Annotated in this window: 25 protein-coding genes and 1 tRNA gene; 12 read left to right on the top strand and 14 right to left on the bottom strand. The window is 56.5% G+C overall.

What is annotated here, in order from left to right:
• Positions 1-178: 178 nt before the first annotated feature.
• The 7 genes from J8E65_RS12515 to J8E65_RS12365 all read right to left on the bottom strand — a co-directional run bounded on the left by J8E65_RS12515 (position 179) and on the right by J8E65_RS12365 (position 5,454).
• The gene (locus J8E65_RS12515; protein ID WP_237182028.1) at positions 179-364 is read right to left on the bottom strand and encodes a hypothetical protein; all 186 of its coding nucleotides are present in this window, start codon (positions 362-364) and stop codon (positions 179-181) included.
• Positions 365-415: 51 nt separating this feature from the next.
• On the bottom strand, positions 416-811 hold the full coding sequence (locus tag J8E65_RS12510) for a DUF4230 domain-containing protein (protein ID WP_237182025.1): 396 nt from the start codon (positions 809-811) through the stop codon (positions 416-418).
• Between the two features lie 72 nt (positions 812-883).
• Positions 884-2,980: a sodium-translocating pyrophosphatase gene (locus J8E65_RS12385; protein ID WP_210376486.1), complete on the bottom strand. Its 2,097-nt coding sequence runs from the start codon at positions 2,978-2,980 to the stop codon at positions 884-886.
• Between the two features lie 156 nt (positions 2,981-3,136).
• Positions 3,137-3,721 (bottom strand): aminoacyl-tRNA hydrolase, encoded by a 585-nt coding sequence (gene pth, locus J8E65_RS12380; protein WP_210376485.1) that lies wholly within the window; start codon positions 3,719-3,721, stop codon positions 3,137-3,139.
• A gap of 18 nt (positions 3,722-3,739) precedes the next feature.
• Entirely contained in the window at positions 3,740-4,333 is a 594-nt protein-coding gene (locus J8E65_RS12375; RefSeq protein ID WP_210376484.1) for a 50S ribosomal protein L25, read from the bottom strand.
• A gap of 14 nt (positions 4,334-4,347) precedes the next feature.
• Entirely contained in the window at positions 4,348-5,298 is a 951-nt protein-coding gene (locus tag J8E65_RS12370) for a ribose-phosphate diphosphokinase (protein ID WP_210376483.1), read from the bottom strand.
• Positions 5,299-5,383: 85 nt separating this feature from the next.
• Positions 5,384-5,454 (bottom strand) — tRNA-Gln (locus tag J8E65_RS12365).
• A gap of 218 nt (positions 5,455-5,672) precedes the next feature.
• On the opposite strand from J8E65_RS12365, the gene J8E65_RS12360 reads away from it, so the two are divergent.
• Positions 5,673-6,440 (top strand): aspartate/glutamate racemase family protein, encoded by a 768-nt coding sequence (locus tag J8E65_RS12360; protein WP_210376482.1) that lies wholly within the window; start codon positions 5,673-5,675, stop codon positions 6,438-6,440.
• Between the two features lie 6 nt (positions 6,441-6,446).
• Positions 6,447-7,220, top strand: coding sequence for a TIGR01458 family HAD-type hydrolase (locus J8E65_RS12355; RefSeq protein WP_210376481.1), 774 nt, complete (start codon positions 6,447-6,449; stop codon positions 7,218-7,220).
• On the opposite strand, the gene J8E65_RS12350 is transcribed toward J8E65_RS12355, so the two are convergent.
• From J8E65_RS12350 to J8E65_RS12330, 5 genes are all read right to left on the bottom strand, one after another.
• Positions 7,221-8,201, bottom strand: coding sequence for a 3'(2'),5'-bisphosphate nucleotidase (locus J8E65_RS12350; RefSeq protein WP_210376480.1), 981 nt, complete (start codon positions 8,199-8,201; stop codon positions 7,221-7,223).
• Positions 8,202-8,282: 81 nt separating this feature from the next.
• Positions 8,283-8,687 (bottom strand): cytochrome c maturation protein CcmE domain-containing protein, encoded by a 405-nt coding sequence (locus J8E65_RS12345; RefSeq protein WP_237182023.1) that lies wholly within the window; start codon positions 8,685-8,687, stop codon positions 8,283-8,285.
• Between the two features lie 23 nt (positions 8,688-8,710).
• Positions 8,711-8,983, bottom strand: a complete 273-nt coding sequence (locus J8E65_RS12340; protein ID WP_210376478.1) for a CcmD family protein — start codon at positions 8,981-8,983, stop codon at positions 8,711-8,713.
• Positions 8,980-9,699: a cytochrome c biogenesis protein CcsA gene (gene ccsA, locus J8E65_RS12335; RefSeq protein ID WP_210376477.1), complete on the bottom strand. Its 720-nt coding sequence runs from the start codon at positions 9,697-9,699 to the stop codon at positions 8,980-8,982. Before ccsA ends, J8E65_RS12340 begins: the two co-directional genes overlap by 4 nt.
• A gap of 3 nt (positions 9,700-9,702) precedes the next feature.
• Positions 9,703-10,380, bottom strand: a complete 678-nt coding sequence (locus J8E65_RS12330; protein ID WP_210376476.1) for a heme exporter protein CcmB — start codon at positions 10,378-10,380, stop codon at positions 9,703-9,705.
• A gap of 62 nt (positions 10,381-10,442) precedes the next feature.
• On the opposite strand from J8E65_RS12330, the gene J8E65_RS12325 reads away from it, so the two are divergent.
• The 9 genes from J8E65_RS12325 to J8E65_RS12285 all read left to right on the top strand — a co-directional run bounded on the left by J8E65_RS12325 (position 10,443) and on the right by J8E65_RS12285 (position 21,142).
• Positions 10,443-11,441 carry an ADP-ribosylglycohydrolase family protein gene (locus tag J8E65_RS12325; protein ID WP_210376475.1) on the top strand — a complete coding sequence of 333 codons (999 nt, stop codon included), beginning with the start codon at positions 10,443-10,445 and terminating at the stop codon, positions 11,439-11,441.
• 87 nt (positions 11,442-11,528) lie between these two features.
• On the top strand, positions 11,529-12,407 hold the full coding sequence (locus tag J8E65_RS12320) for a DUF58 domain-containing protein (protein WP_210376474.1): 879 nt from the start codon (positions 11,529-11,531) through the stop codon (positions 12,405-12,407).
• The gene (locus tag J8E65_RS12315; RefSeq protein WP_210376473.1) at positions 12,407-13,351 is read left to right on the top strand and encodes a BatD family protein; all 945 of its coding nucleotides are present in this window, start codon (positions 12,407-12,409) and stop codon (positions 13,349-13,351) included. Before J8E65_RS12320 ends, J8E65_RS12315 begins: the two co-directional genes overlap by 1 nt.
• A 97-nt stretch (positions 13,352-13,448) precedes the next feature.
• On the top strand, positions 13,449-15,941 hold the full coding sequence (locus J8E65_RS12310) for a cation:proton antiporter domain-containing protein (RefSeq protein ID WP_210376472.1): 2,493 nt from the start codon (positions 13,449-13,451) through the stop codon (positions 15,939-15,941).
• Positions 15,938-16,714 (top strand): SIR2 family NAD-dependent protein deacylase, encoded by a 777-nt coding sequence (locus J8E65_RS12305; RefSeq protein WP_210376471.1) that lies wholly within the window; start codon positions 15,938-15,940, stop codon positions 16,712-16,714. The genes J8E65_RS12310 and J8E65_RS12305 overlap by 4 nt, the downstream gene beginning before the upstream one ends.
• Before the next feature lie 29 nt (positions 16,715-16,743).
• The gene (locus J8E65_RS12300; protein WP_210376470.1) at positions 16,744-17,715 is read left to right on the top strand and encodes a vWA domain-containing protein; all 972 of its coding nucleotides are present in this window, start codon (positions 16,744-16,746) and stop codon (positions 17,713-17,715) included.
• Complete coding sequence (locus J8E65_RS12295; protein WP_210376469.1) at positions 17,712-18,728, top strand: VWA domain-containing protein; 1,017 nt, start codon at positions 17,712-17,714, stop codon at positions 18,726-18,728. The genes J8E65_RS12300 and J8E65_RS12295 overlap by 4 nt, the downstream gene beginning before the upstream one ends.
• A gap of 3 nt (positions 18,729-18,731) precedes the next feature.
• Entirely contained in the window at positions 18,732-19,430 is a 699-nt protein-coding gene (locus J8E65_RS12290) for a tetratricopeptide repeat protein (protein ID WP_210376468.1), read from the top strand.
• Between the two features lie 5 nt (positions 19,431-19,435).
• Complete coding sequence (locus tag J8E65_RS12285; RefSeq protein ID WP_210376467.1) at positions 19,436-21,142, top strand: BatD family protein; 1,707 nt, start codon at positions 19,436-19,438, stop codon at positions 21,140-21,142.
• Between the two features lie 62 nt (positions 21,143-21,204).
• Here the strand turns inward: J8E65_RS12285 and J8E65_RS12280 are convergent, their stop codons facing one another.
• Both J8E65_RS12280 and J8E65_RS12275 read right to left on the bottom strand, forming a co-directional pair.
• Positions 21,205-22,356: a TIM barrel protein gene (locus J8E65_RS12280; protein WP_210376466.1), complete on the bottom strand. Its 1,152-nt coding sequence runs from the start codon at positions 22,354-22,356 to the stop codon at positions 21,205-21,207.
• Positions 22,357-22,364: 8 nt separating this feature from the next.
• Positions 22,365-23,855: a xylulokinase gene (locus J8E65_RS12275; protein ID WP_210376465.1), complete on the bottom strand. Its 1,491-nt coding sequence runs from the start codon at positions 23,853-23,855 to the stop codon at positions 22,365-22,367.
• Positions 23,856-24,638: 783 nt separating this feature from the next.
• Here J8E65_RS12275 and J8E65_RS12270 point away from each other — a divergent pair.
• Entirely contained in the window at positions 24,639-25,604 is a 966-nt protein-coding gene (locus J8E65_RS12270; RefSeq protein WP_210376464.1) for a PorV/PorQ family protein, read from the top strand.
• Positions 25,605-25,626 lie beyond the last annotated feature (22 nt).

The following is a 25,626-nucleotide window of genomic DNA, read 5'->3' as shown; positions in this document are numbered from 1 at the left end:
TCCCCTACCCGCTTCAACCACGTCACCACCGTCCCCTCCGTAATGCTCTCGCCCATCTTGGGCATCACAACCTCAACAATAGCCATGGTAGATCTCTGCTTGGTATGCTCGTTGGTCTGCTGAAGTAAAATATACGGCAACGGTTTAAAGGGTGGGGAAAGCTGGCTACAGCGATTCCTCAACAAGAATTCGCGAAGCCGTCACTGGACGCACCTGCCACGAACCCAATCCTAAGCCTTCCAGTACCAGGCGCAGTAAGCACTGCTTGGGCTGCATGATACTGCAGCTGCACCTGCGTGGCCAGGTAGGCTTCGGCTTGCGCCCTCAGTGCAGCATTGATCTGTCGCAACGCAGCTTGTTCCATACGACGTCCGCTGCTACGGTACAGGCGTGCCCACCCGACTTCGGTTTCAATCTAAAGCGCTTCCAGGTTGGGTTCTACAGCATAAAGCGTTAGCGGAGGCAGCATTACTTCAACTACGCGGTCGGCTGTCAAACGAATGGAGGTGGGTTGCAGCGCACGCACGTCAAAGCCGTAATAAACCCGTCCTGGCACACGTACGCGGGCAGTGGTCGTTCCTAAATCAATCCCCAGCCATTGCTTATGGCTGCTGGCTTCGACCGTCGCGACGATGTCGAGACTGCCCACCACCAAAAACGCTTCAGCCGACACCCGCTGCAAGGTAGTAATCCCCTGTTGGCGCACCGCCTCTTCCAAGTGTCCGCGTTGCCACCATCGCCCTAGGCGGAATCCTACCCAAAGGCTTCCTGCGAGCAACATACCCACAAACGTCCAGCGTAGCGCGCGCATAGCTTATTTTCAACAACAAAGCCCGGCATCTTACCTAAGCAGACGCCGGGCAGTGGCTGAATGTTCAATATTTCAAGCAATTAACGGCGCAATCACCAGCGAAACGATCGCGATGAGCTTGATCAAAATATTCAAGCTTGGTCCTGAAGTATCCTTGAGCGGGTCACCTACGGTATCACCTACGACAGCAGCCTTGTGAGCGTCACTTCCCTTGCTATATGTAACGCCGTCGATTTCGATGGTGCCTTCAATACGCTTTTTGGCATTATCCCAAGCTCCACCAGCATTTGCTTGAAAAATGGCCAGCAACACACCCGAGACGGTAACGCCAGCTAGCAGTCCGCCCAGCATATTTTTGTCGATAAGCCCGATCACCACTGGTGTGATTACTGCCAGCAAACCGGGGAGTACCATTTCGCGGATCGCTGCCTTGGTTGAAATATCAACGCAACGGGCATACTCAGCACGTGCTTTGCCCTCACGCAGTCCTGGAATCTCACGAAACTGACGCCCTACCTCTTTAATCATGTCCGAGGCCGCGCGCCCCACAGCACCCATAGCCATTGCACTAAAAACGTAGGGCAAGGCAGCCCCCAGGAGCAGGCCTGCAAGAATCTTAGGCTGCGATACGTCGATCGTAGGGACATGGGCTTGCTGCATGTAGGCCGCAAACAAAGCCAGGGCTGTCAAGGCAGCTGATCCAATAGCAAAGCCTTTTCCAATGGCTGCTGTCGTGTTGCCTACGGCATCGAGCTTATCGGTACGCTGGCGCACCTCTGGGGGCAAGTGCGCCATCTCGGCAATCCCCCCAGCATTGTCAGAGATCGGCCCATAGGCATCGACCGCCAGCTGCACCCCTGTTACCGAAAGCATACCCAGCGCAGCAATCGCAATCCCATACAATCCGGCAGCGGTATATGCCCCGATGATGCCCAAGGCCAAGACAAGTGCCGGTAGCCCGGTAGAGAACATACCCACGCCAAGCCCAGCAATAATGTTTGTTGCGGCCCCGGTTACGCTTTGCCGGGCAATATGTAATGTAGGGGTCGTATGCGCAGAGGTATAGTATTCCGCGATGAATCCGATAAGCACCCCTGCAGCCAATCCGATGAGTACCGCAACATAAACCCCTGCGGCAGTATAGTCTGTAAATGGAATGAGCGGACTTTCAGCTGTCCATGCGGAGGGCAGCATCCAGCGAATAACAAAATAGGCCAAGATGGCCATAGCGATCGCTGCACCAAACTCCCCCTGATTTAAAGCCTTTTGCGGATTGCCGCCTTCTTTGACCTTAACAAAAAAGCCTCCAAGGATCGAGACCACAATGCCTACGGCCGCCAGCACCAACGGCAGCAACACGCCAGCTAGCGGGTGCACACCGGGTATGTGTTGGAAAACCGGCACAAACGAGGCTCCCAGCACCATCGTGCCGATAATAGAACCCACGTAGCTTTCAAAGAGGTCAGCCCCCATGCCTGCTACATCGCCGACGTTGTCGCCCACGTTGTCGGCAATGGTTGCTGGATTGCGGGGATCGTCTTCCGGAATGCCTTCATAGACCTTACCCGCTAGGTCAGCACCGACGTCGGCAGCCTTGGTGTAGATCCCCCCACCCACACGAGCAAACAAGGCAATCGACGAAGCACCCAGCGAAAAACCCGAAATGACGTTAACGACCTTAGCGTAATCCCACATCAGAATTTCGCTGTAGAGCAAAAACAACAAGCCCAAGCCCAGCAACCCTAAGCCAACTACGCTTAGGCCCATGACTAGCCCACCGGAAAACGCTACGTTCAGCGCCGGACCCAAACCCTGGCGTGCTGCTTGCGTTGTACGCACGTTGGCTTTGGTAGCCACCGTCATGCCGATGAACCCTGCGGTCGCCGAGCACACCGCTCCCACCACAAACGAGAGGGCAATCAGCCAGGAAGATTCCGGTTGCCTGGCATTAAAAATGGCCAGCAATACGGCCACCACAAGCACAAAGATGGCCAATACCCGATATTCCCGTTTTAAGAAAGCCCGAGCGCCTTCAGCAATGGCCGATGCAATTTGCTGCATCTCCGGCGTGCCCGGATCCTGGCGGGCGATCCAGCGCGTGCGTCCTAGAGCATACAACAGCGCTAAAAGTCCAGCCAGGGGAACGAGATACGTGAATACCATTTCCATAAGTTTTGCACAGTTGTCCCTAAAACGAACCGTTTATGCTGCCAGAGACGGCAAGCCTTGAATGTTTCTTAGGATAGCCGCGCGGCAAGATACAAAACCGAAGCTATTCCTGGATCGAAAGGCTGCTTAAGCTACGCAAAAAGTGCATGAAGGAGGTTATTCTAACGACGCCGCACGGTTGTAGCGGTTCATGGCGGCGGCTAAGCCTTCGCAGGCAAACGTGACCGCAGCCTGGCAGGCGCGCTCCAGTGCGGCTTCTACCAACGGCCACTCTTCTTGGGTAAAAGGCGAGAGGACGTAGTCGGCCTGTCGCCCTCGGGCATACGCATGGCCTATGCCAATGCGAAGCCGCGGAAAGTTCGTTGTACCTAAGGCGCGGATGATATCTTCGACGCCATTATGCCCACCAGCGCTCCCCCCCGGTCGCAGACGGATTCGCCCTGGAGGCAAATGGAGATCGTCGTATATGACAAGCAGCCGTTCTAGGGGAAGGCGATAGTAACGCACCACTTCGCCTACCGCTACGCCGCTTCGGTTCATAAACGTGAGGGGTTTCATCAACCCCACTGGACATCCTTCAAGTTGCCCCCATCCAAGGAGCGAAGGTCCCCGCTCCGATCGCCAGGTAATCCCGTACCGCTCAGCCAGACGGTCGACGACCATGAAGCCAGCGTTATGACGCGTCTGCGCATACTGTGGCCCTGGATTACCCAGCCCCACAATCAACGCACGTACCGCCATGCCCAGTCTGGTAAAGCCTTAAGCTGCTGCTCCAGGGGCTGCTTCACCTTCTTCCTCTAACAGGCCTCTAACCGTTGGGGGCTCCACAACCACAACCACTTGATCCGGCGAGTCTTCAAATTCCAGCCCTTCGAGCTTCAGGTCGCCGACATGGATGGCATCGCCAATATCCAATGCGCTTACATCGACCTCAATATGGGCCGGAATGTGCTGTGGCAAGCAGCGCACCTCCAGCTCGTGCGCCACCACGTGCAGCACACCTCCCCGCTGCACCCCAATCGCACTACCCAAAACCTGCACCGGCACCGAGACGGTAATTTTCTCACCCCGCTGCAACACCTGAAAATCGGCATGTATAGGACGATCGGTTACGGGATGGAACTCCACGTCTTTGAGGATGCATTCCCACGTTTGCCCGTCGAGCTGAAGCTGCACCACGTGGGTTTCGGTCGTATAAATCAACGGCCGTAGTGCCAACTCAGGCACCTGAAAAGGAATAGGCGCTACGTGGTGCCCGTAAAGAATGCACGGTACCCAGCCTTGGCGCCGGATGTCTTTGGCTGCACGCTTACCCGTCTGGCGCGGCTTAGCTTCAAGGGTTATCGTCTGCATAGCTTTCAAAGGGTTTATTCCACAAATAGCGTTGAAACCGAAGCATCGGTATAAATACGCCGAATCGCATCGGCAAAAATTTCGGCCACGCTAACCACCTCAATCTTTTCTGAGGGTCGCTTGAGCGGGATCGTGTCGGTTACCACCAGTTTGGTCAACACAGAGGATTCAATGCGCTCGTAGGCCGGACCCGAAAGCAGCGCATGGGTGCAGGCAGCGTAGATTTCCTTGGCGCCCGCTTCCCGTAACGCCTGCGCCGCATTGGTTAGCGTCCCCGCTGTATCCACAATATCATCAATCAGGAGCACATTCCGACCTTTGACTTCCCCGATGATGTTCACTACTTCGGCTTCGTTTTGACGCGGCCGGCGCTTGTCGATCAGTGCCAGATCGGTCTGCAGGCGCTTAGCATAAGAACGGGCTGTCTTTAGCGCCCCAACATCGGGCGCTACGACAACCAGATTTTGAATATGGAGCCGGTGTACATATTCAGCAAACACAGCCGAGCCGTAGAGATGATCGACGGGCACATCAAAAAAACCCTGAATCTGCGGCGCATGCAAATCCATCGTGAGCAATCGGTCGATGCCCGCTGTGGTCAGCATATTGGCCATCAGCTTGGCCGCAATGGAAACCCGCGGCTGATCTTTACGCTCCTGGCGGGCATAACCGAAATACGGAATCACCGCCGTAATCCGAGCGGCCGAAGCACGCCGAGCGGCATCGATCATCAAAAGCAGCTCGATCCAGTTTTCCGCTCCAGGATGCGTACTTTGAATGATAAAAACGTCTGCACCCCGAATGGACTCCTCGTAGCGAACGTAGATCTCGCCGTCTGAAAAATTTTTAATCGTTACCTGACCCAGCTCCTGGCCGTAGGCTTCGGCTATACGCCTGGCCAATGCCGGATTTGAGCGGCCAGCAAATAGCATGATCGGCCGCTCATTGCGGGCACTCAGTAACATGGGCTTGAACTCACTTTGGATCAACAAAAAACCTGCACCCATGGTGCAGGGCACAGCCGGCACACGCCAGCCCACACACGTTAAGCTGCCCGGGGAGGATTCGAACCTCCACATACGGCTCCAAAGGCCGCTGTCCTGCCATTAGACGACCGGGCAGTAGGTTTGAGAATGTTAAAGATAACGCATCCTAGAGCGCAGCTGCAACGCAAAGAATTCCTTGTGGATCCGCTTTCTTCAGGGATTCATGCATTCCTTTTAACGCCGCATAACCCAAGCGGCTTCTGCCTTCGCAAAAGTGTCGTTTGACGAAACGCCTGTTTTTTGAATATAATCGCGTTGTTTACACCCCCCAAGACGTATGGAGGACTTTCTCTATGGTAAAAGATAAAGCTATCGGCATCATCGGTGGGATGGGACCCCATGCTGGCCTGGAGCTGGTTCGCCACATTTTTGACCAAACCGTTGCCACAACCGACCAGGATCACCTGCCTGTTGTCATGTTCTCTTATCCAGATCGCATCCCAGACCGCAGTATATTTTTATTTGGTAAATCTCAAGAAAATCCGGCATTTGCAATTGCCGAGCAGATTCGTATGGCCGAATCCGTAGGCGTGGTGGTTGCCGGTATTCCTTGCAATACCGCCCACGCGCCGGCCATCTTTAACGTCATTCAAGAAGAGCTGGCGCGCTGCGGCAGCCGCGTTCGGGTGCTCCATCTCATCGAAGAAGCGGTTCGCTTTGTGCGGGAGCAGTATCCTGACGTTAAACGCGTTGGTGTACTTTCGACGCTCGCGGTCTACCGGCTTGGGCTCTATCGCAGCGCCCTAGAGGCAGCAGGCTATGAAGTTGTCGTACCCGACGAAAACGTGCAAGAAACAATCGTCAACCGAACCATTTTTGACCCTGTCTACGGGCTGAAAGCACAAAGCCATCCGGTGTCTAAAATTGCTCGCCAAAGCCTGCTCACCGCCATTGCCCACTTGCGCCAAAAGGGGGTTGAAGCTGTAGTACTGGGCTGCACGGAACTTCCGCTGGCTATTCCAGAGCCAGAGCTCGACGGCCTGCCGATGATCGACCCTGCTTTAGCCCTAGCACGAGCGTTGATTCGGGAAACCTACCCAGAACAACTCAAACCTTTGTAATCTGCCGTGGCGCTGCTTCCTGCCCTTGCTGAGGTACGTGCCGTACTGTTCGACCTGGACGGTACGCTCTATCAAGGCAATCAGCCGCTTCCAGGCGCTGTCGAAGTGGTCCATGCACTCGAGAGCGCTGGCGTAGTCGTCCGCTTTGCGACAAACACAACCTCCAAAAGCCGTCGCCAATTGGCTGAAAAGCTCCAGCGGCTTGGATTTAAGGCTGCTCCTGAGCAAATCTTTAGCCCACCTGCATTGGCAGGGGCCTTCCTGCGCCAGCAAGGCGCTTCAGCCTACTTACTTGTGCCCGAAGCTGCCAAAGAGGATTTTGCTGGTGTTCCGGAGAACAACACCACACCAGACTTTGTGGTCGTGGGCGACTTAGGGGCGGCATGGACGTTTGAGCGCCTCAACCATGCTTTCCGTCTCATTCAAGAAGGCGGCGCAGGCTTAATTGGCTTAGGCCGTACGCGTTACTGGCAAACCGATACTGGATTGCAGCTGGATGCAGGCCCGTTTATTGCCGCGCTGGAGTATGCTACTGGCCGAGAAGCCCTTATTTTCGGAAAACCTGATCGCCGCTTCTTTAGCGCAATCTGTGAAACGCTGCACCTGCCTCCAGTGCAGGTGGCTATGGTGGGCGACGACATCCTGACCGACGTGGGCGCAGCGCAAGCGGCAGGACTCAAAGGCGTGCTGGTCCGCACCGGTAAGTTTCGGCCATCTGACCTCGAGACCCCGATTCGGCCCGACCTGATTCTCGACAGTGTTGCCGTCCTTTGGCTATAACTACGCTACGCCCACCACTGCCAAGGCTTCTAAAACAGCTGCATGCAGGTGACCATTGGAGACGACAACACCTCGATTGGCTGTTAACCTCGGACCGCAGTTAAACCTTAACGGCGCTCCCGTGATGTCGGTCACGCGCCCACCGGCTTCAGTTACCAGCAGTGCTCCCGCAGCATGATCCCAGATGTGCTCCACATAAGCTGGCCGCGTAGGTAGCCGCAAGTACAAATCTGCCTCACCCTGGGCTACCAGTGCATACTTAGCCTGACTATCAAGGCGCAAAGGCGGCACTCCTATACCCAAACGCCGAGCAACTTCTGCGGCCGCGTCATGGGCGCTATGTGCCGATTCGAACGACTCGCAGAAACGCGCCTGTGTGGGATCCGTCACCGCACTCGTATGCATGCGCACGGGCTCGCCTTCCTCCCAAAGCGGCCAAGCCCATGCCCCTTCACCGCGCACTGCTGTAAATACCACACCACGCGGTGCGCCTGGGGCGGCCTTTAGCGGCAAGTTGGGGCAAGCCAGCGCAGCAACATGCACTTCGCCTTCAAGGATGAGCGCCAACGCAATGGCGTACTGGTCCCCACGCAAAAAGCCCTTTGTACCATCGATCGGATCTAGCGTCCAGAATCGGGGTCGATAGCTTTTCAAATTACCCCGGTCAATCCAGGCGCACACTTCTGCGGCCGTAGCCGTGGGCACGAGGCGCTGCACTTCCTCTACCACGCGCGCAAGCAACGTTGCCTGCGCTGGATCGCGTAAAACCGCGCTGTCTTCTTCAGCCATAACCGGATCTTCCGGAAAGGCTTCTGCCAGATAGCGACATACCAGCGCCTGACTGCCAAAATCAGCTAGGGTAACCGGGCTGTGGTCTTTTTTTTCCAATACCTCGGACTTCAGTGCAGCCTGCACGTTGCGGCACAGCAAAGCCGCTTCCCGTACGGCAGCCAACGCTACGTCGTGTTCTAAAAGGGTCATTGGGCTAGTTGACTTTCTACCTATCGTGCAAGAATGAGACAGCAGCTGCCAGGTTTGGACACTGCGGCCTGAACGGTCATCTTAATTTTGCGGTGCAGGAAGGGTGTGCGGCGATGCGGCCCCAGCCGCTTCCAATTGACGCATGTCGTTATATTTGGAAGGGCACTTTATCAAGATTTCCCGGGCGTGAAAGACTTCGCCCTCCATGCGTCCAATCACCACCAGCTGCTCTGCTTCCTCAAAGTTAGCGGGTTTAGGGTTAGGGTAGTCTACACGCTGCACCTTGCCTGTAGCATCACGCATGTAAAACGTAAACACGTTCCGACTGGGGTCGTAGCCTACAGGCTGCTCGCGGGCCCACTGCCCCACCACGTGTGCTTCACTACCCGAAGCGGCCGCTTCGGCAAAGTTCATGTACCCTCCTACTTTTTTGCCAAAACTCAGCAGCACCAACGAGAAAAATCCGCCGAGCAAGGCAACGCCCATAAGGGTTTTGAGCACCCGCTTATTCATGGAGACGTTCCTGAGTTGGTTTCGGGTAGACGTTCCTGAAGCATACGCTCCAGACGATCCAGCTTGCGATCGGTCCGAAGCAAAAACAACGCCAGTCCTAGCCAGATAATCAGCACGACGGCCAGCACTACGTAGAGCTTATCTTCGGCAAGCATCACGCGCTCAATGCCTTGAGGAGGCTTTGTGGGCACGGTTGCTGTAGCCCAGATCGTGTCGTAGGGCGTTGCGATGCCTGCCGCGGTTGTATCGCTTACAGGTTGCACCTTCATAGCTCGGCCTCCAGCATCGGTTTACGCAAAAGCACTGCACGCGCTTCCAGTAGAGCCAGCCGCACGCGCTGCGTATAGAGCACCCAGAAGAGTCCAATAAAACCGATTACGGCCGGGTAGAACACCAGGCGCATGATCGGGTGCGTGATGTCGCTAAAGGCTGGATTGCCCTCAGCGCCGGGATGCAGACTTTCCATCTGGCGCGGCAACGTGTAGAGCAAAAACGGAGTCGTCACGCAAGCAAACAGGTTGTAGACCGCTGCCACCCGACCACGTTTTTCAGGATCTTCAACCGCGCTGCGCAGCACAAAGTAAGCGCCATAAATGAGCAGCTGAATCAGCACAAACGATTGCTTAGGATCAAAATTCCACCAAAGGGACGTACCCAAATACCACGTAAACCTGGCCCATACGATACCGGTGATAAGCCCTAACAGGCCAAAGACCAGCCCTACCCGTGCTGCCTCCCGGGCGCGCACGTCACGGATCGGATCGCCAGATTGCAAATAGCGCAGCGAATGGTAAGCCGAAACCAATGCGGCAGCCATTAAGGTAAACCACATCGGCACGTGAAAATAGAGATTGCGTGCCGTGTGCTCCAGAATATGGATACGCGGGATGCGAAGCAAAAACGCTCCCAAAAGCACCAATGTCAGCCATCCCAAAACCCCGTTGCGAATGTGGCGATACCGCCTAAGGTTGATAACTTCGCTCATGGGCTAGTCCAGCCAGATATACTCAAATAAAAGTACAGCCGCTGTAATCACAGCGCCCCCAAACCCCAGCAGCGTCAGTAAGGCATCGGCAGCTACCGTCCACCCCTCGGCCACAAGGAGTGCGCTTCGCGTGGCGTCGACAGCAGCCAGCAGCAACGGCACCAACACAGGAAACAACAACACGGGAAGCAAAGCGCCGCGCCCTCCAGCTGCCCGGGCAATGAGCGCACTTAGCAGCGTTGTCGCACCCGCCAGTCCTATAGATCCCAGGATCAACGTCAGCACAAGCAGTCCGGGCCAGGCAACCTCGGCGCCTAGCAACAATGCAAACGCCCCCACGGCTACCAGGTTCAAAGCCAACAGGAGCACAAAGTTTACCAGCAATTTGCCGCTGTAGACGGCACCCGGCCGCACGTTGAGCTGAAGAAGCAAAATGGTACCCCGCTCTTCCTCACTGATGAAGGCGCGCCCCAACCCTACAGCTGCCGCAAACAAAATCACCATCCACAACAGCGCAGCCTGCACTTGAGCGCTCAGTGGCGATGGCCCTACTGCAAAAGCCACCACAACCAACGCGCTAAGTGCAAACAGCAGGAGCATGTGGATGGCATAGCGCGCCCGGAGTTCCAGCTTGATATCCTTTTCGAAAACGGCCCAAAATCCACGCAACCAGACCTTCATTTCGCTGTGGCGCATTGTAGTTTGATCTATGTAAAGATAGGACAATCCACACGGAAACGCACATGACAGCGGATCGCATGCTAGGCGCCTTGCTGGGTACGGCTATAGGCGACGCCCTAGGCATGCCTGTCGAAGGGCTTAGTCACGACAACGTACGGCGCTACTACCGGGGCATCAAGCAGTATGAGCCTGACCGCTACCGCGGTGATCTTCAGGCTGGCCAGTGGACCGACGACACGCAGTTTACGTTCACCCTGGTGCACGTCCTAACGGAATGGCTAGAGGCCAACGAACACCCTAAGCGTTTTGATGCAGCCCTTGGCGAACGCCTGGCCGCAGCCTACGTCGCACAGCTCCCTCAAGCCCGGCGATGGGGTCCCACCAGCCGGGCTGCTGTGGCGCGCCTTATGCAGGGCGCTGCCTGGAATGCATCTGGCGATGCTTGTCAACCAACCAACGGTGCAGCAATGCGCGCTGCACCGTTAGGCCTTTGGTGGGCCGCTACTGGCGCTTCTCCCCAAGAGGCACTGGCTTTTATCTACCCCATCCTTGCCATTACCCATCGGCATCCTACAGCGCTGGTGGCCGGCTTCGGCCAGGCCTTTGCTGTAGCCGAAGTATTGCGCACACCGCCCAATGCTTTTGCTGCGCATCTTTTTTGGCAGCATCTTCTCCAGCTTACTACTTGGGCAGAATCGGCCTTAGGCGACGTGTCGGCAGCCTGCTCTCGCCGCCTTCGGCTACTGCAACCCCACCTACATGACGTTCCTTTAGATCTTCAGGACCTATGCAACGGCACCGGAACGCAAGCCGACGAAAGCTGGCCGTTTGCCGTAGCGATGTTTGTGCGCAACCCAGATCTGATCGAAGCCACGTTGCTATCGGCCATTAACGTAGGCGGCGATACCGACACCATAGGAGCCATGGTCGGAGCACTGCTAGGCGCGCGCCACGGATGGTCTGCATTTCCAGAATCCTGGAGACGCGGCCTAGAAGCCTCTGAGCTCCTTGAGACCGAAGCCCGGGCGCTGATTCAAAGGCTACTCCCCTTTTTGTCTTAGCGCATTTACGCTAGCTTGCCGCACAGGCGAACCGAATTGGATGCATCGCGTTGCCCTACGCTGCAGCAAGGTGTAAGCGTCTACGGTATGATCCCGCGCGAGTTGTTCCAAAAAATCCGTCGCTTAGAGGTACGCACCCGGGGGTTGGTCGACAGTCTTTTTAGCGGTGAGTACCACACCGCCTTCAAAGGCCAGGGGATCACGTTTGCCGAAGTGCGGCCTTATCAGATGGGCGACGACGTGCGAACGATCGACTGGAGCGTCTCGGCCCGTATGGGTACGCTTTACGTCAAGCTTTTCGAAGAAGAGCGGGAGCAAACGCTTTTGCTCGTCGTCGACGTATCGGGCTCACAACGGTTTGGCCTGCGTAGGCGTACCAAGCAAGAGCTTGCAGCTGAAGTCTGCGCCGTGCTCGGCTTTAGCGCGCTTCGAAACCACGACAAAGTCGGCCTTCTTTTGTTTTCTGACCGCATTGAAGGATTTGTACCACCACGAAAAGGCCGTCGCCATGTGCTACGTCTCTTGCGTGACCTGTATGCTTGCTCACCCCGCTCGCATCGCACCAACCTGCGCGTAGCGCTCGACTACCTGCTGCGCGTGCAGCGTCGCCGTGCAATTATACTCCTTTTAAGTGATTTCCTGGACATGCCTAGCTTTGAGCGGTCGTTGCGCGCTTTGGCACGCCGGCATGACGTGATAGCCCTTCAGCTTCAAGATCCCGTTGAGCAGGCATGGCCCGCCGTAGGGCTTGTCGAAGTGGTAGACATCGAAACAGGCCAGCATCGATGGCTGGATACGCGTAGCAAACGCGTGCAACAGTGGCTGGCTGCGCACACCCAAGCGCGCCAGGCTGCACTGGAAACCCAATTCCGCCAATTGCAGATCGACCACGTCTGCCTCCGTACCGATACCGACTACGTGGAACCTTTGCTGCACTTTTTTCACCAACGGAACCGTCGCCGCTAATGCGTTGGTACTTTTGGATTGGCTTCTGGGTTGGCTATTGGCTACCTTCGGCAGCAGCCCAAGCCCCTCAACTTACCATTAGGCTTTCGGCCGACACGGTACTTATCGGCGAACGGTTTACGCTGACGCTGGTAGTAGAGCGCGACGCGGGCTGGCAGCTTGAGGCGCCAACCGATAGCCTCCTGGGCGACCTCTATGTCGTTGGCACGCCCCTACACCGCAGCTACCCGGCCGGCCCAGGCCGCCTGCGCGACAGCCTGGTCTACACGGTAACCACTTTTGCACTCGACACTGCCCGCGTTCCGGCCTTATCCCTTCGCCTACGCACGGAAACCGAACACCAAACGCTCCACACCCCACCTTTGCGGGTCGTGGTGCGCTCCATCGTACCACCCGATGCCTCAGGCATTCGCGCCTTAGCACCCATCGTCGACTTTCCAGCCCCCCAATGGCCCTGGCTGCTTGGTCTCGCCGTAGTGGCCCTGCTGCTAGGCTTGGCCGTCTATTTCTGGCGACGCCGCGGTCAGCAACCTCCCAGCGTTCCTTTAGCTGCGCGCAACGCTGCTTCTGATCCTTACGAAGTTGCCTTAAAACATCTGGAGGCCTTAAAGCCGCTGGCGGATCAGATACCGGTGAAGCCATTTTATGTCGGTCTTACCGAAACCTTACGGGGCTATCTCGAAGACCGCCTGGGCCTTGCCGCCCGCAAAATGACGACACGCGAGCTCATTGCACATCTGCAGCGCTACCCCCTACCGACCATCGCTGCCCTGGCCGAACCTTTGCGCCAGGTACTTGAAGCTGCCGACTTAGCAAAATTTGCCTGTCGAGAATATCCCCCAGCGTATAACCACCACATGCTAGCCGTAACGCATACCCTCCTTGAACGCCTCGAACGCACCCTAGCTGCTGATCGGCTTCCTCCCTCTACTGAACCGTCTTGAAGCTTTTGTCGTTTGCGTTTAACAGCACAAGGCGCTTCGCCTTTTGAGCATCCGAAGGCTCAAACGCCCGCCTTCTGTAAACCATCGTTGCAGTCTTATGCACACCCTTGAGCTTTCGCTGCCCCTTACGAACCCGGTCTTGGTTTTTGCTATAGCGTTGCTGCTGATCTTAGTCGTGCCCTTAATCTTTCAGCGCCTCCTGCGGCTGCCTGGCCTCATCGGACTTATCATTGCGGGTGTGCTTATTGGTCCACATGGCCTCAATATCCTTGCCCGCGATGCTTCCATCGAATTGCTCGGCACAGTTGGGCTGCTTTACATCATGTTTATATCCGGCCTAGAAATAGACCTGAATGAATTCAAGCGCCAGCGCCATCGGAGTTTGCTCTTTGGCATTTTAACGTTTGTCATTCCCCAAGGATTAGGTATACTCGTTGGCACTACGGTGCTGCATTTTAGCTGGCCCAGCGCCGTGCTTCTGGGGGCTGTCATTAGCTCCCATACCTTGCTTGCCTATCCCCTTGTGAGCCGCTTGGGGCTCGGACGCGTAGAATCCGTGACCGTGGCCGTAGGCGCTACAATTTTGACCGATACGGCAGCACTGCTGGTCTTAGCCCTTGTGGTTCAAGCTGCTAACGGACAGCTTACCCCGCTGTTTTGGTTGCAGATTGGCGGTGCCCTTACACTCTACGTGCTCGGGGTGCTTTGGGCCGTTCCCCGACTTGGGCAGTGGTTTTTCCAAAAAATCCGCAGCGAAGGCACCTATGAATTTATCTTTGTGCTCACCATTCTTTTCGTGTGCGCCTTTTTCGCGGCAGTAGCAGGCGTGGAACCTATTGTAGGCGCTTTTTTGGCGGGCCTCACGCTGAACCGCTTGGTACCAGAACCCAGTCCCCTCATGCATCAAATCCGCTTTGTTGGGGAATCTCTCTTTATCCCGTTTTTCTTGCTTTCCGTAGGCATGTTGGTCGATGTGCGCGTGTTTTTCCAGGGTGCGCAGGCTTGGACAGTCACGCTCGCAATGCTCGGAGCGGTTTTGGTAGCCAAATGGTCTGCGGCCCAGCTTACGCGACCGCTGTTTGGGTACAGCGCCGATCATGGCTGGCTCGTGTTTGGCCTAACCATACCTCAAGCCGCTGCAACGCTGGCCACCGTCTTGGTCGGATACCAAGCGAATCTATTTGACATCAACGTGCTGAATGGCACGATTCTCATGATGCTGATTACCTGCGTGCTGGGACCCTGGGTGGCTGGCCACTATGGTCGCCGTATTGCTCGGGCTATGGAACATGCCCCACCAGAGGCAAGCCACGCGCCCCAGCGCATCATGGTTTCCTTGGCCAATCCCGAAACAGCTCCTTTGTTGATGGAACTGGCTTTGCTGATCCGCCAGCCTACCTTCAAGCAGCCGCTATACCCTATTACAGTTGTACGCAATCGAGGCGACGTCAACCGCGCTGTGGTCGAAGCCGAAAAACTCTTAGGGCACGCCACAGCACATGCTGTAGCAGCCAACGTTCCGGTAACCCCTCTGGTCCGCATTGGGCATAACGTGGTTACTGCACTACAGCAAGCCATTCAGGAACAGCGTATTTCTACAGTAGTGATTGGATGGAACGGGAAAATTGGGCGTCGCCACATTTTTGAAAGCGTACTCGATCAACTGTTAGAACGCAGCCAAGAGTTGGTATTGGTCAGTAAAATTGAGCAACCTCTGGCCACCATCAACCGTGTTGTTCTTCTGATCCCTCCGTATGCTGAAGCCGAACCTGGGTTTACAGAAGCCATCCGCACCCTAAAAACCCTGACCTACCAGGAAAGCGCGCAGCTTGTTGTTTTTACACCCAAAGAACGTCTACCCCAGATACAGACCCTCCTTAAAACGCAAAAGCCTACGGTGCCCACAACTTACCACCCCCTGTCTTCTTGGTCACAAGTTATCGTTGCCTACCAAGCCGAAAGCCAGCCCCATGATCTACTTTGCCTTATTTCAGCCCGATCGGGAACGTTAAGCTGGCATCCTAGCCTGGAACGGCTTCCCCGACTCTTGGCCCGCCGTTTTCCCCAAAAAAGCCTGCTGGTCGTCTTTCCCCCTTTATTTACCGAAGAACAAAAAGACCTGCTGCTCTCGACAGATTCGCTAAGCACCTTGCTCACCCCGCAGCGCATTCGCCTACCCCTGCAGGGCGAGCAGCCTGCTGAAGCACTGGCTGATTTGCTCCAAACAGGCTTCTCAGAAACAGACTTCCGCATGGAAACACTAATCCCGTCGCTGCTAGAAAAAGGGGTTGTTGCCCTTACAGAAGACGTTGCGCTCTACCATGCGCATGTAGATACGCTGACTGCTCCTATGCTGTTTTTAGGCATTCATGCTCAGGGATTACAATTTTCTCAGCATGCCCACCCCGTACACCTTGTTATGGTGCTGCTAAGCCCCAATGCTGAGCCTTCAGAAAACCACGTGCACCGCATAGAGCAATTGGTGCGTTTGGCTTATACCCCTTCTACAATAGCGCAACTGCGCAAAGCGCGTACACCCGAAGAAGCGTATGCCGTGTTGCACACCTACCTACACACGCTGCGCTCATGAAAGCTTTTCCTCCAGCCCTGATCGAACGCCTTGCAGGCGCTCAATCGGTTGCAGTACTGACCGGCGCAGGGATCAGTGCCGAAAGCGGCGTGCCGACATTCCGAGATGCCGGAGGCCTATGGGAGCAGTTTCGGCCTGAAGAACTCGCCAATGTGCAGGCTTTTTTGCGCAACCCCGACTTGGTGCAGCGCTGGTATGCCTACCGCCGTAAGCTGGTGCGAGAGGTGGAACCTAACGCTGGCCATTATGCGCTGGTAGCGCTGGAGCGCCTGATTCCTGACTTTACGTTGATTACGCAAAACGTGGATAACTTGCATCGCCGAGCAGGCAGCCAGCGCATCGTAGAACTGCACGGGAACCTGCTGCGCAGCTACTGCATCAACTGCCGGCGTCCAGCTACCGAAATTGACCTGGAGGCTGCCGCTGAAGGCCAACCGGCGCGATGCCCAGCATGTGGGGGATTGATCCGCCCTGACGTGGTTTGGTTTGGCGAGTTTTTGCCGGAAGAAGCCTTGACTGAAGCCTATGCCGCCTGCGAGCGGGCCGAGGTGTTTTTAAGCATCGGAACCAGCGCCCTTGTTTATCCGGCTGCTGGCTTGCCCCTAGAGGCAAAACGCCACGGCGCCTATGTAGCCGAAATCAACCTGCATCCCAGCGCCATTGCCCGCGAAGTAGATGCCGTTATCCTAGGAAAAGCAGGCGAGATTCTGCCGGTATTGGTCGAAACTCTCCGACAGGCCCGCTCGCGAAACGCTCCTGCTGCAGGCTCGTAAATACGGCCTAATCCCAATCCCGTCATCGCATGACGCTGGCCCAACCGGAATGGCTATGGGCACTGGCCCTGCTTCCTGCCTTGGCCTTACTGCGCTGGTGGCTTTGGCGCCGGCGTAAAGGCGACGTACAGTTTAGCAGCACGACCCTCCTTAGCCATGTCCCACAAACGTTCTGGAGCCGCCTGAGGGGGCTGCCATTTGCATTGCGCTTGGCAACGCTCGCTTTGTGCATAGTTGCGCTGGCCCGACCGCAAGAGCGGTTTGTACGCGAAACGCACACGGTTGAAGGCATCGACGTGTTGCTGGTTCTCGACGTGTCCTCGTCGATGCTGGCGCAAGACTTCCTGCCCAACCGTTTCGAAGTGGCCCGACGTACGGCTGCCCATTTTGTACAGGGTCGGCAACAGGACCGCATCGGTCTGGTGGTCTTTGCAGGGCAGGCCTTTACGCAGGTACCCCTCACGTTGGACTACGCTTTCCTCCAAACCATGCTAGCACGGCTTCAGCTCGGCCGTCTAGAGGACGGCACAGCCATCGGTACGGCCTTGGCCACTGCCGTAAACCGCCTCAAAGATGCGGAAGCCCGCAGCAAGGTTATCATTCTGCTCACCGATGGCCAGAACAACCGGGGAGAAATCGATCCGCTCACTGCAGCCCAGCTAGCACGGATGGCTGGTATTCGCATCTACACCATTGGCCTAAGCGGCCACGGCCAAGCTCCTTTGGGCCCGCAACGCCAGCTTGTCCCAGTAGAAATTGACGAAGTTATGATGCAGCGCGTGGCCGAACTAACCGGTGGGCGGTACTTTCGGGCAACCGACGAAAAGGCCTTAGAAGCCATCTACGCTGAAATTGACCGACTCGAAAAAAGCCCTGTTGCTTCGTTGCGCTACGAAGCCGTGCGTGAGCGCTACGCAGGGTTTTTACTGGCAGCACTGCTGCTGCTTTGTTTGGAAATCGGACTACGGAGCACGCGGCTGCGACGTTTGGTAGACGCATGATCCACTGGTTACATCCCGAACTCGCCTGGACGCTTGTTGCAGTGCCGCTGGTGGCTCTACTGCTGTGGTGGGCAGCCCAGCAGCAACAGCGCGACCGTGTCCGTTTGGGTGATCCAGAACTGCTCAATCGCCTGGCCTCGCAAACGTCACGTGCAATGCGCGCTTTTCGCACGGCGTTCCTACTGCTTGCCGTGTTGCTCCTGAGCCTTGCCTTGATGGGCCCCCGCACTGGGGTGCAACCGCGCACCGCTGAGCAGCGCGGCTTAGACCTGCTCATTGCGCTCGACGTATCCAACTCAATGCTGGCAGAAGACGTCACGCCGAATCGACTTGTCCGCGCCCGCTATACGTTGCATCGCTTGCTCGACCACTTAGCAGGTGATCGTGTAGGGCTCATTCTGTTTGCCGGCGATGCCTTTTTGCAATGTCCTTTTACTACAGACTATGGTGCCGTACGCCTGTTTTTGGACATAGCCGATCCTTCGCTAATCCCTACGCAAGGCACCGACTATGTGCGCATGCTGCAGCTAGCTTTGCAAACCTTCGCCTCCCTCCCGCCGAGCTCTACCTCACGCAGCCGCGTGCTGCTTGTTGTTTCCGATGGCGAAAACCATGCACCCAACGTGGAGCGTATGGTTCGCGCTCTAGAAAACGCTGGCATTGCGCGCTTAGCTGTTGGCGTTGGAGAAACGTCCGGGGCCCCAATTCCAGTATACGAAAAGGGCCAGCGCTTGGGTTTTAAACGCGATCAAGCAGGACGCATTGTCTACACGCGACTGGAGCCGACCACGCTTCAGGTACTCGCTGGCAACGAAGGCTACCTCCACCTAAACCACGCAGGCAACATCGTCTCAGCGCTTGTTGAAAAGCTGCATACCTTTAGCCGAACTCCTACTGCCCTTAAAACGTTCGATACTTACGTTGAGCGCTATCAGTGGCCACTGGCACTGGCAGTGCTGTTGCTTTTACTGGAAGCTGTCCTGGGCGGTCGCCGCGTGCCCAAGCTTGTTTAAGTCATGCGTCTGCTGTTTGTCCTATTGCTGCTCTTGGTACTGACAGACGACGGCGCTCGGCGAGGGCGCCACGGCAACGAAGCCTACCGGGCTGGCCGCTATGCGGAAGCAGCAGAAGCGTACCGACAAGGCTTACTGCTTACCCAAAACCCTGCGGTGCGCTTCGGTTTGCAGCATAATCTAGGTGTAGCCCTGCTGCAGCTGGGGCATGTAGCAGAAGCGCGGGCCGCTTTTGAAGCAGCCCTACGCCTGGCGCCTTCGGAAACCGAGCGTGCCCGCGCGGCCTACAACGCTGGCAATGCTGCGGTAGCCGACGGGGATATTGGCGCGGCATTGCGCTACTACCGCATAGCCCTACTGGCCGACCCCGCATTTGAAGACGCCCGCTTTAACTACGAATACCTACTGCGCCACCAGCCACCTACCCCACCTCCTCCCAATACCGGAACCTCTGCCTTGGGCAACCCCTCTCCTCAACCGGAAACTGGCGCTAAAGATCAAGGCAACCCCCAAGCTTCACCTGAAGCTTCCCTCAATGTGCAACAACCTTCCTCAGCGCAATCCTTTGAGGAACCCATGGGCAGACTGTCGCCCGAAATGGCAGCCCGACTTTTAGAAGCGCTGCAGCAGCAAGAACAAGCAGCGCTGCGCCGCGCGATGCAACTTCCCGCACGCCCCGAAGCTGTAGAAAAAGATTGGTAAAGCCCATGCCCTACTGGCTGTGGAGCCTGTGGCTGTTTGCAAGCAGTGCAGCTGCATGGGCCCAAACGTCTTCCCTTACCGTACAAGCGCAGGTACAAGCAACCCAACTGGGGTTGAGCGAAACGGTTGTCTACACCGTCGAGCTCATTGGGGCCACCTCTCCGCCACTGCGCACACCCGATCCGCCCCATACTCGAAACCTCTCGCTCCTACAGCCGCTTCCCGCAGTGCAGCGGTACTATACGCTTGTTGACGGACGTATCCAGCAGCGTCTGCGATATACCTGGCGTTTCCGCCCCATTCAGCCTGGCTTAGCCTGGATTGGTCCTACGCAGCTCACGGTTGGCGGGCAGACGCTGGCTACCGAGCCTATCGAGCTCACCATTGTACACGCCGCCACTGCTTCACCGATGAACGAACCTGTCCAGGAGCCCCCTGTACCCCACCAGCTGTTCATTGAAGCCTACTTAACCCCCGCTAATCCCTACGAGCAGCAGCAAGTCGTACTGGAATACCGCCTGTTTTTTCATGAAGGGCTGCAGGTGTGGCGCAGCCGTATGGTTGGTTCCTGGGAAACGCAGGGCTTCTGGCGTGAAGAGCTGCATGTAGACGATCGGCCGTTGCCGGAGCGCGTGCTTCGTAATGGTCAACCCTACTACACCTTTGTGCTCAAGCGCGTCGCCCTGTTTCCGACCCGCAGCGGAACGCTGCGCATTGACCCGTTCATCATCGAAAGCGAAGTGGCCCGCCGTCCTGATCCACGCGACCCCTTTGCCGCCTTCTTTTCAGGACCCACACAAGTTGAGTACCTGCGTCTTGAAGCGCCAGCCCAGACCGTACACGTGCGTCCGCTACCACCCAATGCCCCGACGGATTTCTCTGGTGCGGTAGGACGCTTTCGCTTAGAAGCAGCTGCACATCCGACAACCGTGCACGTGGGCGAGCCGGTAACGCTCACCCTACGCCTATCCGGCAGTGGTAACCTGGCCACCCTCACGCTCCCCCCGCCTTCGGTGGATACCACCTTTGCCATCTACGCTGCCGGCCATGAGATCACCTATGATCGACAAAAGGACCAGCTTTACGGCATCCGCACCCAAACCTACACCCTCGTACCCCGGGCAGCTGGACGCTTTGAACTTCCTCCCGTGCGCTTGCACTACTTTGACCCCGAAAGCCAGACCTTTCGCGCCCTTGAAGCTACGCTTCCTCCCCTCCGGGTGACGGCAGCACCTGAGGAAGCTTCCCCTGCGACCCCTTCCTTGACTTCCATTCCGACGGCTTCTCCAACACCAAACTACCGCTGGGCGTTCTACAGCAGCCTAGGCCTGCTTGCGCTGCTGGTGCTTGCGCTGCTGCTGTACCGCACGCATCGCCCGTTGCGCCAGAACTACCCCCTTTCGCAGACATTCGATCTGCCTTCCCCCCAACTCTCCCCCCGTGCTTTTTATCCCCAGCTTGATGCTGCGCTCCGGCGGGCCATCAGCCGCTATCTAGGGGAAGACGTACGCGGTCTCTCTCATGCTCAGCTGAAGGCACGTTTGGAACGACAGGGCCTTCCTTCCCCAACCCTACAACATTTGCTTCGCCTACTTGTAACCTGTGAAATCCTAGGCTACGCTCCCCAGACCACAGAAACAGCACGCATGCAGCATTACCAAGAAGCCTTAAGCTTGCTGCAATCCCTAAAAACTCCGTCTGTGCAGGAATAGCCCTTAACCCACACAAAAAAGGGGCAGGCTCAGCCTGCCCCTTGGTACGTAAACAATCCGCCTCAAGCACTTACGGCCTGCGCATAGAGCGCATCGAACTGCCGCTGGGCTTCAACCAGCGCCGCACGCATCAGATCTTCGGCCCGTGCGGTTTCCCGCTCCGCTAACAGCGCCAAAAGCTGCGGCACGTCAAGCTGCTGCGCAGCACGGCGACAGGCTTCCCAGCTTAGGATGCTGCGCACAACCCGATCGATAGCCTGCGCTTCATTGTCGTAGGGACGCGGCTGCATATCGTGCCCTAGCCAGCGACGATAACCTTCCTGCTCCAGCAATCCAGCGAGCGCAATGTTCATGCCGTTAACGCGCGTGCCATGATCGATATCGTAACGCCCAGGTCCGCCCAGAATAATGCCGTCGTTGTAGCCCTGGCTATTCAAATGAAAATGCACCATAGCCCGCTCTTCGAGCTGCTCTACCACGTCATAGACGGCATCCAGACCAATCATTTCCGAATGACCAATCTCCATGTTGACCCCTTTTTTGGCGCGTGCAATGCCGTACTCATCGGCAAGCTGGCGCCAAAGCAGCAGCGCACTGGCTACGGTAGGGAGCAGCATGGCCGGGTGCCCCTCGTTCGGCTTGGGCTCGATACCGATATACAGCGCCCCACCTTGCTCTTGTTCAAACTGGCACAGCCGGGCCAGACTTTCTTTCAGATTGCGGTACATTTGGCGGACGCCCACGGTAGCCAGGTCATAGCCAAACGATCCATTCCAGATCACCAGCGTGGGCGCTTTTTCCGGATCAGGATGCCAGGCCTGGCGCAAAGGACCATAAGCCAGCGCTACCGTGCGCTGCCCGAGCGCCTCAGCAGCCCTGCGTTCTCTAGGATCCAGTGAGCAAATGCCGCCATAGGCAAAGTGGATGTGCGCTCCAGGGGTAATCATGGCCAGATACAGACCTGTATCGGCCAGCGCCTGTGCCACTGCTGCCGCATTTTGCTCATTGATCTCGTTGTCATAGTGCAGCTCGACCCCCAGCGTAATGGTTTCAGGCAAACGGGGGGCAATCTTTTCTTTCACCAGATAGATGAAATCAACGGTACTAAAGCTATTCGACGCCCAAGCTGGGCGTACGTTGGCAGGGACGAAACCGCCCTTGCCCGCATTAAACGTCCAGCGACAGATGCTGTGAAACGTCTGTGTGTTGGCCATTGGTGCGTTCAGGTTTGAAGTTGACGGGAAAGCGTTTCACACCAGCGTGGATACACTGCTGCATAGGCTTCTTGCCAAGCGGCAACGGGTTCCACGACCGCAACCGGGGGTACTCCTTGGAAGGCCGCTTCAGGCGAAGCATATACACCTGCGCCTACGCCTGCACCACGCGCTGCCCCGGCAGCACCGTCGGTATCGTACAACTGGACGACCGTACGGTTAACCGTGGCATAGATTTGCGCAAACAGCGGGCTTAAAAACAAATTGGCACGACCCGCCCGAACAGTTTCAATTGTAAGCCCCATCTGCCGGATTACCTCCAACCCGTAAGCCAGGGCAAACACGATACCTTCTTTGGCTGCGCGAAGCACATGCGCACGCCCGTGCCGGTTAAAATTCAGGCCATGGATCGACGCTCCTGGATCGCGGTTTTGAAGCATCCGTTCAGCTCCGTTACCAAAGGGCAGCACCTGCACTCCATCGGCACCAATTGGCGCCGAAGCCGCAAGCGTATTCATAGCCTCATAATTGAGGGCGCCTCCTAGCAGCTCCTGACGCAGCCATCGGTACAAAATGCCCGTACCGTTTAGGCACAGTAAAATACCGTAACGCCGCCGCTCAGGGGTGTGGTTGACGTGCACAAACGTGTTGACGCGGGTCTGCGGATCATAACGGGGCGTGTCGTCCACCGCATAAATGACCCCTGATGTTCCAGCTGTTGTTGCCACCTGACCAGGATGCAGCACCCCAAGCGAAAAGGCATTGTTAGGCTGGTCACCTGCCCGATACGTTACCGGAATTCCTGGCTGCAGCCCCAGCGCTTCAGCCGCTTCACGGGTCAGCGCTCCCTGAAACCCAAACGTAGGAACCAACTGCGGCATAAGCTCTGGGTCAATTTCTAAATGCTCAAGCAGCCAATAGGCCGGTTTTTCTTCCAAGAAGTCCCAAAAAATCCCTTCAGAAAGCCCCGAAACCGTGGTAGTTGGCTCACCTGTCATGCGAAAGGCGATATAGTCGCCCGGTAGCAGCCACTTGTAGACCTGGCGGTAAAGCTCGGGCTCGTTTTCACGCACCCAGCGCAGCTTGGCAGCGGTAAAATTACCCGGGCTATTGAGCAAAGAACGCAAGCAGCGCTCTGGCCCCAACGTGCGAAAAGCCCGCTCCCCTATAGGCACAGCCCGACTATCACACCAGATGATAGCCGGGCGCAGCACCCGACCTTGGCGATCGATCAATACCAAGCCATGCATCTGGTAGGAAAGCCCAATCCCCCGCACATCAGCCGCTGCAAACGGCCGCTGAGCGCGCAACGCAACAACCGCTTCCTGCACACACCGCCACCAAACTTCCGGATCCTGCTCAGCCCAACCAGAATGAATCGATTCAATTTTTAATTCCTGCTCTGGAACCGTTACAGAAGCAAGCGGGACTGCCCGCTCGGCATCCAGCAAAACAGCTTTAATAAATGAACTCCCAAGATCAAATCCCAGAAGTAACATGGCGACCTAACCGATCATCAGGTTAACAGAGAATACACGATTTGTCGCTTTAGTTCAATAGAGAAAGCGTCAAGAAATGAAATCGAAAGCGATTCATTGTTCATCACAACCCCTGCCACACTGCTTACTTCTGGGCCCTAAAAGCCAACCCCGACGTGCTTAAGAAGCGTCGTCGCTTAACGCATCGTTCCACGCAACCGTAGCTGTCAACCCTAACGTGCTTGAGAAACCACGGAATATGAGCTGCTTTAAGCGACTAGGCTAAAGACCAATACTGCTTGTGGTTGTACCTGCGGGATATCTCGCTTGCGGTTGTGGATGTGTATTCAATGGCGGGCGCGAGGCCCTCGAGCGCGACCTGTACGGCTTTGACGATCGTGTGCGTGGCATCCGGCTCAAAAGCTCCTCGGCGAGAAACCAAGCTGCGAACACTGTGCAGGGAAGCGTCCATATCGCCACCAAAAATGCTTCCAGTAGGGATAAAGGATTACCCTCCAGGTAACTGACCCCATCAACCAACACCGCCACCACGCCCAGATGTCCGCAAAGGCACAAGCCGACAAAGCTTGATCGTCGCATTCGAACGTTGTGCTTGGGTTACATGCTTAAACCTATGCGGCAGCAGACTTACCGCTTAGCACTTTTGGCCGTCTGCGTATGGGAGATCTGGCGCAACCGGCTCGCTTTCTTTCTGAAAAGGCGGTATATTGGGCAAAGTCTAATCCACAACCGGCAGGAATTGCCCTATTGCTACGCCCGAAGTCACCTGCAGTGTTTATCCTTATGTGGATACGGCGTCTCCTGTCGGCTTTGCTGCTCAGCGTAAGCCCTTTAGCGCAAGCCCAAGAAAGCGAACTGGGGGGGTTTGCGTTTCTACGCCTTCCCCCTTCAGCACGGGCAGCGGCGCTGAGCACAACACCTGCTGCCGTGCAAGATAGCGATGTAGCGCTCTTTCTGCTCAATCCTGCCTTGCTCCACCCCAGCCAGCACCGGTACCTGCATCTTGGATATTTAAATCATGTGGCGGATGTGCGCTTTGCAACGCTGGCCTACGGCTGGGACCAAGGCCGCTGGGGAACGCTAGGCCTCGGACTGCGCTTTGTAGACTGGGGACGCATCGACGAAGCCGATGCGTCTGGCAACCGTTTAGGTACATTTCGCCCTTTAGACGTAGCTTTAAGCGCTGGATTTGGCCGCGCCTATGGGGCAAATACCCGCTATGGGATCGCGCTGCACTTCATCCATACAGCCCTAGCCAATCGACGGGCGACAGCCCTGGCTTTTGATGCCGGCGTACTTTACAATTTTCCTGAGCATTTGCTTTCTTTGAGCGCTACCCTGCATGCGCTTGGAATAACCCTGCAACACCTGGGCGCTACCGCCGACCGGCTGCCTTTCGACATACGCCTAAGTCTCCGAAAACGCCTACGTTACCTCCCTCTCACGCTCCTGATTACCGCCTACGACTTGCCGCACCTTTCCCGGCCACCCACCGACCAACCCCTTGTTGGCCGCTTGCTCTACTACCTGAACGTAGGAGCTGAGCTCACTCCGAGTTCAGCCCTGCAACTGCGCCTCGGCTATAGCTACCGCCAACACGACATATTGAAAATGCGCCCCCGCCTTGACTTGGCTGGACTAAACGCAGGCTTCGGCCTCGCTATCGCAGCAGTGTACGTGGACTATGCTTTTAGCTCCTGGTCTTCCCTCGGCGTTCTGCACTACCTCACGCTTCGCTTTCAGCTCTAAGCCAGAATCTCCTTTCAGACTG

This window comes from Rhodothermus bifroesti, from assembly GCF_017908595.1.
Lineage (GTDB): Bacteria > Bacteroidota > Rhodothermia > Rhodothermales > Rhodothermaceae > Rhodothermus > Rhodothermus bifroesti.
This window is presented reverse-complemented; position numbering and strand designations above follow the sequence as displayed.

Coding starts and splice junctions, on each gene's coding strand:
- J8E65_RS12270 (WP_210376464.1), top strand. CDS start 24,639: ATGTGGATACGGCGTCTCCTGTCGGCTTTGCTGCTCAGCGTAAGCCCT.
- J8E65_RS12345 (WP_237182023.1), bottom strand. CDS start 8,687: ATGGGCGTTGCCTTGCTCGGCGGATTTTTCTCGTTGGTGCTGCTGAGT.
- J8E65_RS12320 (WP_210376474.1), top strand. CDS start 11,529: ATGATCCCGCGCGAGTTGTTCCAAAAAATCCGTCGCTTAGAGGTACGC.
- J8E65_RS12305 (WP_210376471.1), top strand. CDS start 15,938: ATGAAAGCTTTTCCTCCAGCCCTGATCGAACGCCTTGCAGGCGCTCAA.
- J8E65_RS12510 (WP_237182025.1), bottom strand. CDS start 811: ATGCGCGCGCTACGCTGGACGTTTGTGGGTATGTTGCTCGCAGGAAGC.
- J8E65_RS12340 (WP_210376478.1), bottom strand. CDS start 8,983: ATGAAGGTGCAACCTGTAAGCGATACAACCGCGGCAGGCATCGCAACG.
- J8E65_RS12280 (WP_210376466.1), bottom strand. CDS start 22,356: ATGGCCAACACACAGACGTTTCACAGCATCTGTCGCTGGACGTTTAAT.
- J8E65_RS12295 (WP_210376469.1), top strand. CDS start 17,712: ATGATCCACTGGTTACATCCCGAACTCGCCTGGACGCTTGTTGCAGTG.
- J8E65_RS12325 (WP_210376475.1), top strand. CDS start 10,443: ATGACAGCGGATCGCATGCTAGGCGCCTTGCTGGGTACGGCTATAGGC.
- J8E65_RS12350 (WP_210376480.1), bottom strand. CDS start 8,201: ATGACCCTTTTAGAACACGACGTAGCGTTGGCTGCCGTACGGGAAGCG.
- J8E65_RS12300 (WP_210376470.1), top strand. CDS start 16,744: ATGACGCTGGCCCAACCGGAATGGCTATGGGCACTGGCCCTGCTTCCT.
- pth (WP_210376485.1), bottom strand. CDS start 3,721: ATGGCGGTACGTGCGTTGATTGTGGGGCTGGGTAATCCAGGGCCACAG.
- J8E65_RS12275 (WP_210376465.1), bottom strand. CDS start 23,855: ATGTTACTTCTGGGATTTGATCTTGGGAGTTCATTTATTAAAGCTGTT.
- J8E65_RS12385 (WP_210376486.1), bottom strand. CDS start 2,980: ATGGAAATGGTATTCACGTATCTCGTTCCCCTGGCTGGACTTTTAGCG.
- J8E65_RS12315 (WP_210376473.1), top strand. CDS start 12,407: ATGCGTTGGTACTTTTGGATTGGCTTCTGGGTTGGCTATTGGCTACCT.
- J8E65_RS12375 (WP_210376484.1), bottom strand. CDS start 4,333: ATGCAGACGATAACCCTTGAAGCTAAGCCGCGCCAGACGGGTAAGCGT.
- ccsA (WP_210376477.1), bottom strand. CDS start 9,699: ATGAGCGAAGTTATCAACCTTAGGCGGTATCGCCACATTCGCAACGGG.
- J8E65_RS12360 (WP_210376482.1), top strand. CDS start 5,673: ATGGTAAAAGATAAAGCTATCGGCATCATCGGTGGGATGGGACCCCAT.
- J8E65_RS12370 (WP_210376483.1), bottom strand. CDS start 5,298: ATGTTACTGAGTGCCCGCAATGAGCGGCCGATCATGCTATTTGCTGGC.
- J8E65_RS12285 (WP_210376467.1), top strand. CDS start 19,436: ATGCCCTACTGGCTGTGGAGCCTGTGGCTGTTTGCAAGCAGTGCAGCT.
- J8E65_RS12330 (WP_210376476.1), bottom strand. CDS start 10,380: ATGAAGGTCTGGTTGCGTGGATTTTGGGCCGTTTTCGAAAAGGATATC.
- J8E65_RS12310 (WP_210376472.1), top strand. CDS start 13,449: ATGCACACCCTTGAGCTTTCGCTGCCCCTTACGAACCCGGTCTTGGTT.
- J8E65_RS12290 (WP_210376468.1), top strand. CDS start 18,732: ATGCGTCTGCTGTTTGTCCTATTGCTGCTCTTGGTACTGACAGACGAC.
- J8E65_RS12515 (WP_237182028.1), bottom strand. CDS start 364: ATGGAACAAGCTGCGTTGCGACAGATCAATGCTGCACTGAGGGCGCAA.